This is a genomic window from Streptomyces sp. NRRL F-5122 (genome assembly GCF_001507435.1).
In the GTDB taxonomy this organism is placed as follows: domain Bacteria; phylum Actinomycetota; class Actinomycetes; order Streptomycetales; family Streptomycetaceae; genus Streptomyces; species Streptomyces lannensis.
The window spans coordinates 62,016-75,020 of sequence record NZ_LMWH01000266.1; the positions used below are offsets into that span (position 1 = coordinate 62,016).

The 13,005-nt window shown below is 71.3% G+C and carries 9 protein-coding genes; 8 read left to right on the forward strand and 1 reads right to left on the reverse strand.

All coding sequences use genetic code 11. The annotated features are described in order from the left end of the window. The first annotated feature begins 138 nt into the window (after nt 1-138). From ADL25_RS35855 to ADL25_RS35880, 7 genes are all read left to right on the forward strand, one after another. Nucleotides 139-1,413, forward strand: coding sequence for an IPT/TIG domain-containing protein (locus ADL25_RS35855; protein WP_063805804.1), 1,275 nt, complete (start codon nt 139-141; stop codon nt 1,411-1,413). Between the two features lie 1,020 nt (nt 1,414-2,433). Next, nucleotides 2,434-2,910 (forward strand): hypothetical protein, encoded by a 477-nt coding sequence (locus ADL25_RS51050; protein WP_234381177.1) that lies wholly within the window; start codon nt 2,434-2,436, stop codon nt 2,908-2,910. A gap of 641 nt (nt 2,911-3,551) precedes the next feature. After that, complete coding sequence (locus ADL25_RS49355) at nt 3,552-3,734, forward strand: hypothetical protein (RefSeq protein WP_147318032.1); 183 nt, start codon at nt 3,552-3,554, stop codon at nt 3,732-3,734. 279 nt (nt 3,735-4,013) lie between these two features. Beyond that, a complete protein-coding gene (locus ADL25_RS35865; protein WP_420711398.1) occupies nt 4,014-5,471 on the forward strand; it encodes a diaminobutyrate--2-oxoglutarate transaminase family protein in 1,458 nt (485 codons plus the stop codon). A gap of 157 nt (nt 5,472-5,628) precedes the next feature. Then, nucleotides 5,629-7,569 (forward strand): IucA/IucC family protein, encoded by a 1,941-nt coding sequence (locus tag ADL25_RS35870; protein ID WP_059132089.1) that lies wholly within the window; start codon nt 5,629-5,631, stop codon nt 7,567-7,569. A gap of 36 nt (nt 7,570-7,605) precedes the next feature. Then, complete coding sequence (locus ADL25_RS35875; RefSeq protein ID WP_059132090.1) at nt 7,606-8,547, forward strand: GNAT family N-acetyltransferase; 942 nt, start codon at nt 7,606-7,608, stop codon at nt 8,545-8,547. Between the two features lie 276 nt (nt 8,548-8,823). Then, nucleotides 8,824-10,797 carry an ATP-dependent DNA helicase gene (locus tag ADL25_RS35880; protein WP_059132091.1) on the forward strand — a complete coding sequence of 658 codons (1,974 nt, stop codon included), beginning with the start codon at nt 8,824-8,826 and terminating at the stop codon, nt 10,795-10,797. 184 nt (nt 10,798-10,981) lie between these two features. Here ADL25_RS35880 and lexA read toward each other — a convergent pair whose 3' ends face one another. Further along, the gene (gene lexA / locus ADL25_RS35885) at nt 10,982-11,761 is read right to left on the reverse strand and encodes a transcriptional repressor LexA (protein WP_059132092.1); all 780 of its coding nucleotides are present in this window, start codon (nt 11,759-11,761) and stop codon (nt 10,982-10,984) included. Nucleotides 11,762-12,316: 555 nt separating this feature from the next. On the opposite strand from lexA, the gene nrdR reads away from it, so the two are divergent. Further along, nucleotides 12,317-12,880 carry a transcriptional regulator NrdR gene (gene nrdR / locus ADL25_RS35890; RefSeq protein ID WP_059132093.1) on the forward strand — a complete coding sequence of 188 codons (564 nt, stop codon included), beginning with the start codon at nt 12,317-12,319 and terminating at the stop codon, nt 12,878-12,880. Nucleotides 12,881-13,005 lie beyond the last annotated feature (125 nt).

A 13,005-nucleotide genomic window follows, 5' to 3' on the forward strand; every position in this document is an offset into this window, starting at 1 on the left:
TCCGCACCGGCAGGCATTCGACACCCGTCCGAGCGGCGGTCCCACGCCGCTCGGACGGGCTCTCACGTCCATCGTCCGTGCCCGAGCAGATCTGTTCACGGATCCGACCCTCACAGTGACGCGTGAAGGAGTGCACTCATGGCTGCCCCCGTCGTCTCCTCGATCAGCCCCAACCAGGGGCCGATGCCCGGTGGGAACACCGTCACCCTGACCGGTACAGGCTTCAGCGGTGCGACTGCCGTCAGGTTCGGCGTCAACGCCGCCATCTCGTTCACAGTCTTCGGCAGCACGAGGATCGTCGCGGTGGTCCCGGCCGGTGCCGGGGTGGTCAACGTCACCGTCACCACCAGCGAGGGCACCAGTGCCCAGACCGTCACCTACACCTATGTCGCCGCCCCCTCGCTGTCGAGCCTGTCGCCCGATCAGGGTCCGGTCTCGGGAGGCATCGTGGTGACGCTCACGGGAGCGAACCTGTCGAGCGCGACGGCCGTGCGCTTCGATGCGATCGCGGCGCTGTCGTTCACCGTCATCTCCGCCACCCAGATCTCCGCGGTCGCCCCCGCGCATGCGGCCGGATCCGCGGCGGTCACGGTGACCACCGTGGGCGGCACCAGCAACTCCCTGACCTTCTCCTACGTCCTGGCGCCCTCGGTCACCGGCCTGACGCCCACTCGGGGCCCGGCCTCGGGGGGAACCGTGGTGACCCTGACGGGAGCGAACCTGTCGGGTGCGACGGCCGTGCGTTTCGACGGGATCGCGGCGCCGACGTTCACCGTCGTCTCCGCCACCGAGATCTCCGCGGTGACCCCGGCCCATACGGCCGGATCCGCGGCCGTCACGGTGACCACCCCTGGCGGCACCAGCAACCCCGAGAACCCCAGCATGTACTTCTACTATGCCGCGGTGCCGTCGCTGATCTCCGTGACGCCGACGTCCGGAAACACGGCGGGAGGGACCGTGGTGACGATCACGGGCACCGGCCTGTCGGGTGCCACGGCCGTGGATTTCGACGGGACCGCGGCGACGTCGTTCACGGTCGATTCCTCCACTGTGCTGACCGCGGTGACTCCCGCCCATGCGGCCGGTGCCGCGGCGGTCACGGTGACCACGCCTGGCGGCACCGGCAACCCGCTCAACTACGAGTATTTCGACGCCCCCATGCTGAGTGCCGTGACCCCGACCCTGGGGCCCACCTACGCGGGAAACACCGTCACACTGACCGGAACGAGCCTGACGACCACCACCGACGTCCGGTTCGACGGCACTGCGGCGTCGTTCACCGTGTTGTCCCCCACCGAGGTCACGGCCGTCGCACCGGCGGGCCCCGCGGGGCCCGCGACGGTCACGGTCGTCACGACCGCCGGAGTCAGCAACGGACTGACCTACACCCGGGTTGCAGGCCCCGGTATCTGACGCCCCGTCGGACAACGATGCGGTGGGTGGCGGTACGGACTGCCACTCGTGTGACCTCGGTGCTCCTGCCGCTGCACGACGGACCTGCCATGAGAGGGATGATCAGGTTTTAGTCGTGTCATAACAACAATCTCCCTGGCATATGCGCTTTTCTCTTCACGTCCCCCTTGATCGCAGACGCCCAGCGGAAGGCGTGGTGGTTCGAAATGCGTAGGTCAGTCGGTACATCGCTTGTTCTGGGGGCGGTGAGTCTCGGCCTGACGTGTGAGTTGGCAGGCGCCGCAACGGCAGTCCAGGGGGTGACGGGTGCGGTGTGGACCGGGGCCGTCGCCCTCCACGCGGGAGGGAACGGGTCTTCGGAGCCGGTTCGCGGGACCGTCGAGGCCAGGTCCGGCTTGAGCGTCCGCGCCCTGCCGACGACCAACTCCGCCGAGTTGGGCAGGTACCCGAAGGACGCCCGGATCGGTATCCAGTGCCGGGCGCCCGGGGAGAGCGTCGGCGGCGACTCGACGTGGTACCGGCTTGCGAACCGCACGGGTTGGGTGGCTGCCCGCTACGTCAAGGTCTCGAGCCCCGTGCCGCCGTGCGGCGAGCCCGGTCCTCAGGGTGCGCAGGGGGCGCAGGGCGCGCAAGGTACCCAGGGGGCTACGGGGGCGACTGGAGCTCAGGGTACGCAGGGCATGACGGGGGCGGCCGGGGCTCAGGGTACGCAGGGGACGCAGGGCATGACGGGGGCGACCGGAGCTCAGGGAACGCAGGGAACGCAGGGGACGCAAGGGACGCAGGGGACGCAGGGCATGACGGGGGCGACCGGAGCTCAGGGGACGCAGGGAACGCAGGGGACGCAAGGGACGCAGGGGACGCAGGGCATGACGGGGGCGGCCGGTACTCAAGGGGCCACCGGGGCCACCGGCCCTCAGGGGCAGATGGGTGTCGCCGGTCCGCAGGGCGGCACGGGGGCGACGGGTGCGCAAGGCGCTGCGGGCCCGCAGGGTGGGACCGGGGCGACGGGGGCCCAGGGTGACGCCGGCGCTCAAGGTGCGGCAGGCCCGCAGGGTGGGACCGGGGCAACCGGTGCGCAGGGTGCTGCTGGTGCACAGGGCGAGACCGGTGCTCCGGGTACTCAGGGGGCCGCAGGTGCTCAAGGGGCAGCCGGTGCACAGGGCGGAACAGGAGCGCAGGGTGCTCCGGGCACTCAGGGTGCGACAGGCAGTCAAGGCGCGACAGGCAGTCAAGGCGCGACGGGCAGTCAAGGCGCGACGGGCGCTCAGGGTGCGACGGGTGCTCAAGGTGACACCGGGGCGGCGGGTGCTCAGGGTGCTGCTGGTCCGCAGGGCGGTACCGGCGCTCAGGGTGCGACTGGTGCTCAAGGCGATAACGGTGCTCAGGGTGCTGCTGGTCCGCAGGGCGGGATCGGTGTCCAGGGCACGCCTGGCACTCAGGGCGAGCCCGGCGTGCAGGGTGCTCAAGGCGCCACCGGTGCTCAGGGTGCTGTAGGCCCGCAGGGCGGGCTCGGTGCCCAGGGTGCGACCGGTGCTCAAGGCGACACCGGGGCGGCCGGTGCGCAGGGTGCTGTGGGTCCACAGGGCGAGACCGGAGCGGCAGGCACTCAGGGCACGCCTGGCGCTCAGGGCGAGCCCGGTGTGCCGGGTGCTCAAGGCGCCAACGGCGCTCAGGGTGTTGCCGGTCCGCAGGGTGAGATCGGTACCGCGGGCGTTCAGGGTCCAACCGGCGCTCAGGGTGCGACAGGCAGTCAAGGCGCGACGGGCGCTCAGGGTGCGACGGGTACTCAAGGTGAGACCGGGGCGACCGGTGCGCAGGGTGCAACCGGGTCCCAAGGGCCCTCTGGCGTCGAGCAGATCACTACCTTCGAGACGGAGGGGGAGCTGGGTCCGGGCCAGACGGGGAATCTGGTCGCTGTCTGTGGTCCGGGGCAGAAGCCGATTTCCGGTGCTTTCATCGCGGGCGTCGGGGCCGTGAGCCCCGACATCTTTGCCACAAAGAGCTATGCCAGCATGAGCCAGTCAGGCGTCGACAACAGCTGGACCGTCGAATTCCATAACGTTTCCACCACTGAGACGTACGACAACTTTGTACGGGTCTACTGCGTGCCGTCCTAGCGCAGCGCCGTCCTGCCCGTGACCATGAGCCGTCCGTCCGGCGGTTCGGGAATGGGCGGACAGGCGAGCGGGGCTCTGTTCCGGCAGCGGGTCGACCAGGACCCGCTGCCGGAACAGAGCCCCGTCGTCGTGCTCCCGGCCGGGAGCCGGACGGTGCAAGACGAGCTCGGCAGCCGGGGCGCGGCCCGGACCATGAAGTGACTTCGGTGACAGGGGCGTTGAAGGGGGCCGACGGGGCGACGGCGTTGGCCGGCAACCCCTGAGGGGCCGTTGCCGCGGGACGGATGCAACGCCCGCCCCCGGGGCCGGGTGACCGGGTGTGCCGACACCCGCCGCGCCCGTCGTGGCGGGACGACCGGCAATGATCTTGCTCTCACCCGCTTCCACAGGGCGTTCACGTCGTTGGTATGTACGGGGTGATCTGCTGTCCGTGGTCAACTCTCGCCCCATCCCCTTTGGACAGCGGGAGGAACTGACGTCGTGACCGTGACGGAGACTGCGGTGGTGCCGGTGGAGGGCGAGCCGGAGGTGTACGCGGCAACGGACGGGGAGCGCGCGGCACAGGAGATGGGGGGAGTGCGCACGGCGCACGAGAGCATTCTGCGCCGTCAGTCGGCGCGTGAGTCCGCGGCACGCACCTATGCGCGCGCCCTCCCGATCGTGCCCGTGCGGGCACGCGGGCTCACCATCGAGGGCGCGGACGGCCGCCGTTATCTCGACTGCCTCTCCGGGGCGGGCACGCTGGCCCTAGGCCACAACCACCCGGTGGTCCTCGAGGCGATCCGCAAGGTTCTCGACTCGGGTGCCCCGTTGCACGTCTTGGACCTTGCCACCCCCGTCAAGGACGCTTTCACCACCGAGCTGTTCCGGACCCTGCCGCCCGGGTTGGCCGACCGTGCGCGTGTGCAGTTCTGCGGTCCGGCGGGGACGGACGCCGTGGAGGCCGCCTTGAAGCTGGTGCGTGCCGCGACCGGCCGCAGCGGGATCCTGGCCTTCACCGGCGCCTACCACGGGATGACCGCCGGGGCTCTGGAGGTGTCCGGAGGCGCGGCCGACGTCCGGGTGGCCCGGCTGCCGTACCCGCAGGACTACCGTTGCCCGTTCGGGATCGGCGGCGAGACCGGCGCCGAACTGAGCGCCCGCTGGACCGAGTCACTCCTCGACGATGTCAAGTCGGGCGTGTCGCTGCCCGCCGGGATGATCCTGGAACCGGTCCAGGGCGAGGGCGGGGTCATCCCCGCGCCGGACCCCTGGATGCGCCGCATGCGCCGGATCACCGAGGCCCGGTCCATCCCGCTGATCGCGGACGAGGTGCAGACAGGCGTGGGCCGCACGGGGCGCTTCTGGGCCGTCGAGCACAGTGGTGTGGTGCCCGATGTCATGGTGCTCTCCAAGGCGATCGGCGGCAGCCTTCCGCTCGCCGTCGTGGTCTACCGCGACGACCTCGACGTCTGGCAACCCGGCACCCACGCAGGCACGTTCCGCGGCAATCAACTCGCCATGGCCGCCGGCACGGCGACCCTCGCCTACGTCCGCGAGAACGGCCTCGCCGAGCGTGCCGAAGCACTCGGCAGGCGCATGCTGGCCGGGCTCGCCCCCCTGGTGGACGAGTTCCCCTTCATCGGGGACGTCCGCGGCCGAGGGCTGATGATCGGTATGGAGATCGTCGACGCCGAGGCCACGGCCGGCCCGATGTCCCAGGACGCGCCCACGGCCGACGTCCGACGGGCAGGGCCGCTCCCCGCCGCACCCGCACTCGCAGCCGCCGTCCAGCAGGAGTGCCTGCGGCGCGGTCTGATCGTGGAACTGGGCGGGCGGCACGGCAGTGTGGTGCGGCTGCTGCCGCCGCTGACGATCACCGACGAACAGACGAGCGCGGTCCTGGACCGGCTGGCGGACGCGGTGGCCGTGGTGGCGCGGGGGACCGTCGAGTCCTGAGACCCGTGCCGCGCTTCCCGGACCGGGCTGCGTAGCCCGGTCCGCCTCGCGTCCGATGCCGCAGAAGGAGGACCAGGCCCTGGACGCATGACCGCCCCCCACATCCGTATTGCACGGCCCGTCGCCGCACGAGCCGGAGACCTCACGAGGAACGACCTTGAACGCCACCCCCACCCCCGAAGGCGGCTCCCGGACCCCCGAGCAGGATACCGGCGGAACACAGGCCACCGCGCTCGCGCCGAGGCCTCCCACGGTCCCCCGGCAGGAGGCGGCCCCGCCGGAGTCAGAGGCGGTGCGCGACGCCGATCTGCTGGATCATCCCGATCCGCACCTGGCGGCCCAGGCCGCGACCGTGGAGAACCTGCTGCGCTGCTGGGTCCGCGAGCACGATCTCGCCGCTCCGGCAGACGGTGTGCTGCGGATCCCGCTCCCGGCCGGCGCGACGGCACTCCTCGTCCCCGTTCGGTACTGGTCCATGACGGGCTGGCACCGGTTCGGCCTGCCGCGGCTCGCCGGGACACCCGAGTGGGCCCCGCCCGCCGATGCCGTGACGGTGGCGACCCTGCTGGCCCGGGAGGCCGGCGCCGCCTGGCAGGCAGTCACCCCGGCCTCCGCATCGCCCCAGGCGTCCGGCTTCCCTCATGACCACGTCGCCGACCTGGTGGGCAGGGTGGCCGACTCCGTCCGCCGCACCACGACCTTCATCGCTGATCGGCGCGAGCGGCCCGTGGACGAGGCGGACCTCTTCCTCTCCGCCGAGCAGGCGCTGCTGCTGGGGCACCCTATGCACCCGACGGCCAAGAGCCGCGAGGGACTCTCCGACGCCGAGGCCCGGCTCTACTCGCCCGAACTCAGGGGCCGCTTCCCACTGCACTGGCTGGCGGTCGCACCCTCCGTACTCGCGGCCGACTCGGCGTGGACGGAGGGCGGCCGGACCGTGCCGGCCGGCCTGCTCGCCCTGCGGCTCGCGGCTTCGGACCTCCCGCTCCCCGAGAACTTCACCGCTCTGCCCCTGCATCCATGGCAGGCGCGCGAGATCCGGCACCGCCCACAGGCCGCCGCCCTGCTGGAGGCAGGACTGATCCGCGATCTCGGCGCACACGGAGAGCCCTGGCGCCCCACCTCCTCCGTCCGCACCGTCCACCGCTCCGGCGTCCCGGCGATGCTGAAACTGTCGCTGGGCCTGCGCATCACCAACTCCCGTCGTGAGAACCTCCGCAAGGAACTCCACCGGGGCGCCGAGGTGCACCGACTGCTGCGCGGCGGCCTCGGCAGGGAATGGCGCTCCGTGCACCCCGGCTTCGACCTCGTCCGCGACCCGGCCTGGCTGGCCGTCGACGACGCGGACGGTATGCCCGTGGCCGGATTGGACGTGGTCATCCGGCACAACCCGTTCGGTCCGACGGACGACGCCTGCTGCCTCGCCGGCCTTGTCTCGCCCCGAGCCCGCGCCCTGCCCGAGCAGCAGCGACCCGGACCGGCCTCCCGGCTCGCCGAGACGGTGATCCGTCTCGCCGCACGCACCGGCCGTTCGCGCTCGGCCGTCGCCACCGAATGGTTCCTGCGTTACCTGGAACAGGTGGTGCGCCCGGTGCTCTGGCTGGACGGGCAGGCCGGCATCGCCGTGGAGGCGCACCAGCAGAACACCATCGTCCTCCTGGACCCCGAAGGCTGGCCCGTGGGCGGCCGCTACCGCGACAACCAGGGCTACTACTTCCGCGAGTCCCGCCGCGCCGAACTCGAGGCACGGCTGCCCGGCATCGGTGGGCACAGCGACACCTTCGTCGCCGACGAGGTGGCCGACGAACGCTTCGCCTACTACCTGGGCATCAACAACGTCCTCGGTCTGATCGGCGCGTTCGGCTCCCAGGGCCTCGCCGACGAACGGCTGTTGCTCGCGGCCTTCCGTCGCTTCCTCGCCTCCGCAGCCGACGGCTCCGGACGGCTGCGCAGCTCCCTGCCGGCCCGTCTGCTCGAGTCACCCGTCCTGCGCTGCAAGGCCAATCTGCTGACCCGGCTGCACGGTCTGGACGAACTCGTCGGCCCGGTGGACACCCAGTCCGTCTATGTCACCGTCACCAACCCCCTTCATCCCTGAACGCCATCCGTCCCTTCTCCTGAGAGGAGCGTCGCCGTGTCCCCGATCGACGCGAACAGCGGCGCCGGCGCCGCCTCCGCCCCCGGCGCGGGGCCCGCCACCCGCCCGGGCTCCGGATCCGGCGCCGACCGGCGTCTGCGCCCGAACCCCGGCTCGGACTGCGAGGACACCCTCGACCTCCGGCTGCCCGACCAGTTCATGGCCCTCGGCGTGGATCGCGGGCCGAGCCGGAGCAGAGCGGCGGCTCCGACCGTGTTCGACGCGCGTGAGGCCCTGACCGACGCTTCCCACGGCCAGGCCGGCGCTCCTGACGGTCCGGCCGACCCTCCTGAGAGCCCGGCCGACGCGATCGCCGGATCTGTCGTACGACCGGGCATCGCACGTGGCGACGACCTCCTGGACGACGTGGCCGACTGGGGCGCGACGCCCACCCCTGTCGGTCTCTTCCACCTCGTCCCGGTGGATCCGAGCAGGGATCTTCCGCTGGTCGCACGCTGGATGAACGACCCCGCGGTGGCGGTGTTCTGGGACCTGGCGGGAGAGGTCTCGGTCACCGAGCGGCACCTGTGGGCCCAACTCGCCGGTGACGGCCGCAGCGTCCCGTGCCTCGGCGTGCTGGACGGCACCCCCATGAGCTACTGGGAGATCTATCGCGCGGACCTCGACCCCCTGGCCCGCCACTACCCGGCCCGTCCCCACGACACCGGGATCCACCTCCTCATCGGGGGTGTCGCCGACCGCGGGCGCGGTATCGGTTCCGCCCTCCTGCGCGCGGTCGCCGACCTCGTCCTCGACCGGCGTCCGTCGTGTTCACGTGTCGTCGCCGAACCCGACCTTCGCAACATCCCCTCCGTCGCCTCCTTCCTCAACGCCGGCTTCCGGTTCTCCGCCGAGGTCGACCTCCCCGAGAAGAGGGCCGCCCTGATGGTCCGGGACCGGGTCCTTCGCCGTGTGCTGCAGCATCATCACTCTCCGTAACGAAAGCCGTCCTGCCCCGGTTCCCGGTCTCCGGCACCGATTTCCGGCCCTCCGCTCCGGCTCCCGGCCCGAGGCCCCGGTTCCGGCCCCTCGCCCCGGTTCCCGTCCGTCCGCCCCGTTCCCGGTCGCGCGCGGCCCTGTCCCACAAAGGAGTCCTGTGCCGCATCGTCCGCCGACCCGAGGGCCGTCCCGTTGCGCGACGCCAGGCGTGAGCCTCCGGTGGGCTGCGGGGACTCGTGCTCGTTTGTCAGTGCAGCGCCGTAGGGTGGTCGCGCTATGACGAAGCCCTCACTCCCCGAACTCCTGCACGCAGCCGTCTCAGCCGTCGGCGGTACGGAGCGCCCCGGCCAGGCGACCATGGCCCAGGCCGTCGCGGAGGCGATCGACGACGGCTCCCATCTGCTGGCTCAGGCCGGCACCGGCACCGGAAAGTCGCTGGGCTATCTGGTGCCCGCGCTCGCCCACGGGGAGCCCGTCGTCGTGGCGACAGCCACCCTGGCGCTGCAGCGCCAGCTCGTCGAGCGCGACCTGCCGCGCACGGTCGAGGCGCTGCACCCGCTGCTGCGCCGTCGCCCGGAGTTCGCGATGCTCAAGGGCCGGTCGAACTACCTGTGCCTGCACCGCCTGCACGAGGGGGTGCCGCAGGACGAGGAGGACGGCCTGTTCGACCAGTTCGAGGCAGCCGCGCCCACCAGCAAGCTGGGACAGGATCTGTTGCGGCTGCGGGAATGGTCCGAGGGCACGGAGAGCGGCGACCGGGACGACCTCACTCCGGGCGTCTCGGACCGGGCCTGGGCGCAGGTGTCGGTGTCGTCCCGAGAGTGCCTGGGCGCATCGAAGTGCGCTTATGGCGCCGAATGCTTCGCCGAGATGGCCCGTGAACGTGCCAAGCTCGCCGAAGTCGTCGTGACCAACCACGCGCTTCTCGCGATCGACGCCATCGAGGGCGCGCCCGTCCTGCCCCAGCACGAGGTGCTCATCGTCGACGAGGCCCATGAACTGGTCTCCCGGGTGACAGGCGTGGCCACCGGCGAGCTCACCCCCGGCCAGGTCAACCGCGCCGTGCGCCGCGCCGCCAAACTGGTCAACGAGAAGGCGGCCGACCAGCTCCAGACCGCCGCTGAGGGCTTCGAACGGCTGATGGAGCTCGCCCTGCCAGGGCGTCTCGAGGAGATCCCGGAGGACCTCGGGTACGCCCTCATGGCGCTGCGCGACGCCGCCCGTACCGTGATCTCCGCGCTCGGGACGACCCGCGACAAGTCCGTGCAGGACGAGGACGCCGTCCGCAAGCAGGCGCTCGCCGCTGTGGAGGGCGTGCACGACGTGGCGGAGCGGATCACTCACGGCTCGGAGTGGGACGTCGTCTGGTACGAACGGCACGACCGCTTCGGCGCGTCCCTGCGGGTCGCCCCACTGTCCGTCTCCGGCCTCCTGCGCGAGAAGCTCTTCGCGGACCGCTCGGTGGTCCTCACGTCCGCCACGCTCAAGCTGGGCGGCGACTTCAACGGCGTCGGGGCATCCCTGGGGCTTGCCCCCGAGGGCACGGAGGGAGACGACCTGCCGAAGTGGAAGGGCGTCGACGTCGGCTCCCCCTTCGACTATCCGAAGCAGGGCATCCTGTACGTCGCGAAGCATCTGTCGCGGCCGGCCCGCGACGGCGACCGAGCGGACATGCATGACGAGCTGACGGAGCTGATCCAGGCGGCCGGCGGCCGCACGCTCGGTCTTTTCGCGTCGATGCGGGCCGCCCAACTCGCCGCCGAGGAACTGCGCACCCGTATCCCCGAGTTCCCGATCTTCCTCCAGGGCGAGGAAACGCTCGGCGAGCTGATCAAGAACTTCGCGGCCGACCCGCAAGCGTGCCTCTTCGGCACGCTGTCGCTCTGGCAGGGTGTCGACGTCCCCGGTCCGAGCTGCCAGCTGGTCGTCATGGACAAGATCCCGTTCCCGCGCCCCGACGACCCGCTGATGAGCGCCCGTCAGAAGGCGGTCGAGGACGCGGGGGGCAACGGCTTCATGGCCGTGGCCGCCACGCACGCGGCGCTGCTGATGGCACAGGGCGCCGGTCGTCTGGTGCGGGCGACGGGGGACCGCGGAGTGGTCGCCGTGCTGGACCAGCGGCTGGCCACGGCACGCTACGGGAGTTATCTCAAGGCCTCACTGCCCGGCTTCTGGTACACGACGGACCGTAACCAGGTGCGCAAGTCGCTCGCTGCGATCGACGCAGCGGCCAAGGCACAGGAGTCGTGACCCGGTAGGGCGCGGTTCGGCCAGGTCAGTACGCTGTTCGGCGGCCCCGGGGCCGCCGAACAGCGTACTGACGGCGGTGCGGCAGAGCGTCCGAGGGGCCCGGACAGCACGGGACCCCGGAACCGGCGCAGGGGTCCCGGGGCCCGGATCAGGGGGAGCGTCGTCAGGCCGCCCTCCGTGCGGGTCACACCCGCCGCAGCACCGCCACCACCTTGCCGAGGATCGTCGCCTCGTCGCCGGGAATGGGCTGGTAGGCCGCGTTGTGCGGCAGCAGCCAGACATGGCCGTCCTCGCGCTTGAAGCGCTTGACAGTGGCCTCGCCGTCGAGCATGGCGGCCACGATGTCGCCGTTCTCGGCGACGGGCTGACGGCGGACCGTGACCCAGTCGCCGTCGCAGATCGCGGCCTCGATCATGGAGTCGCCGACGACCTTCAGGACGAACAGCTCACCGTCGCCGACCAGCTGCCTCGGCAGCGGGAAGACGTCCTCCACCGACTCCTCGGCGAGGATGGGGCCACCGGCGGCGATACGGCCGACGAGCGGGACGTACGACGCGGCCGGCTTGCCCGTGGTGTCCGTGGGCTGCACGGAGGCCGACTGGTCCGATCCGCGGACCTCGTACGCGCGCGGCCGGTGCGGGTCGCGGCGCAGGAAGCCCTTGCGCTCCAGAGCCATCAGCTGGTGTGCCACCGAGGACGTGCTGGAGAGACCCACGGCCTGGCCGATCTCCCGCATCGACGGCGGGTAGCCACGGCGTTGCACGGAGTCCCGGATGACCTCGATCACCCGGCGCTGCCGGTCGGTCAGACCGGAGCTGTCCGCCCGGATGCCTGGAGGTCGGCCGGGCAGGGACCGCTTGGGCCCCTCGTGATTCGTGGCTTCGTTCATGGCATGCACCGGCTCGAGTCGGCCCTGGGAGCGGTCCTGGGCAGTGATGGTGGCGCTGTCTGCGGTGGTGGTCACGTCGGCCCCTCTCGATGGTCTCCCGTGCAGCACAACGGTAGTTGCTTTCGAAAGGTTGCGCCAAACACACGTTCGAGTGAAAAACCGCGAATTATCTGACGCGGTCCTGCGTGCCGGTGTATGGCCGACCCTGATCGGCGGAGGTCCCCCCGCTCGGCCGTGACCAGGAGCGGAGGAGGGCGAAAGCGCTCATTGCTGTACCCTTCACCGCCGGGGCGATGGCCTGTCGGCCGCCGTGATCGGCGCCCAGTCTGCCACCCGAGGCCCCGCGGGCCGGGTACCGACCCCCCTTCTCCATGCGGCGTCCACCGTATCCACCCATGGTCCGATCGGGTATGGCGCTGCGGCATGTGCCAATCTGCCCGCTGTCCGCGTGTCGCGGCCGAAAGTGTGAGCCGATCGCTAGATGTAGTGGTTGGATTGCAGCAGTGGCCCATAGGTTGTGGTCCCCCCGGTCTTCCTGGCTCGGGAGATCGCCTATGCTTGGGGCTGCTTCGAGGGGCCTGTGAGGCCCACGAGGTCTAATCAGTCGTGCTGAAAAGGAGGGTGGGACCCATGTACTGCCCCTTCTGCAGGCACCCGGACAGCCGTGTCGTCGACAGCCGTACGACCGACGACGGGACGTCCATCCGCAGGCGCCGCCAGTGTCCCGACTGCTCCCGCCGTTTCACGACGGTGGAGACGTGCTCGCTCATGGTGGTCAAGCGGTCCGGGGTCACCGAGCCCTTCAGTCGCACCAAGGTCATCAACGGCGTGCGCAAGGCATGCCAGGGGCGGCCTGTCACAGAGGACGCACTCGCCCAGCTCGGCCAGCGGGTCGAAGAGGCGGTGCGGGCCACCGGGAGTGCCGAGCTGACCACCCATGACGTGGGTCTGGCCATACTCGGCCCCTTGCAGGAGCTGGACCTCGTCGCCTTTCTGCGGTTCGCGTCCGTGTACCGGGCGTTCGACTCGCTGGAGGACTTCGAGGCCGCCATCGCGGAACTCAGGGAGCAGCAGCGTGGGCGCCCCGCCGTGGACGACGACGACCACGGCACCGCCGTCGCGGAGCGCCAGGGAACCGACCGCGGGTCCGGAGCGGCTGCAGACGCCCCCGTGCCCGTCAGCGCCGCCGACTGACGGGAGGGCCGACGGGCAGGGCTCCGTCGGCGGCGCACACAGACCCGTCACGCGCGCCGTCTCGCGACGCGCGTGACAAGCAGACACAACACCGTGCCTTGGGAAGAAAAGGGCACGTCAGGGCG

What these genes read in the sequence shown, in the direction of transcription:
- ADL25_RS35880 (WP_059132091.1), top strand. Translation starts at nt 8,824, where the DNA reads ATGACGAAGCCCTCACTCCCCGAACTCCTGCACGCAGCCGTCTCAGCC.
- ADL25_RS35855 (WP_063805804.1), top strand. Translation starts at nt 139, where the DNA reads ATGGCTGCCCCCGTCGTCTCCTCGATCAGCCCCAACCAGGGGCCGATG.
- nrdR (WP_059132093.1), top strand. Translation starts at nt 12,317, where the DNA reads ATGTACTGCCCCTTCTGCAGGCACCCGGACAGCCGTGTCGTCGACAGC.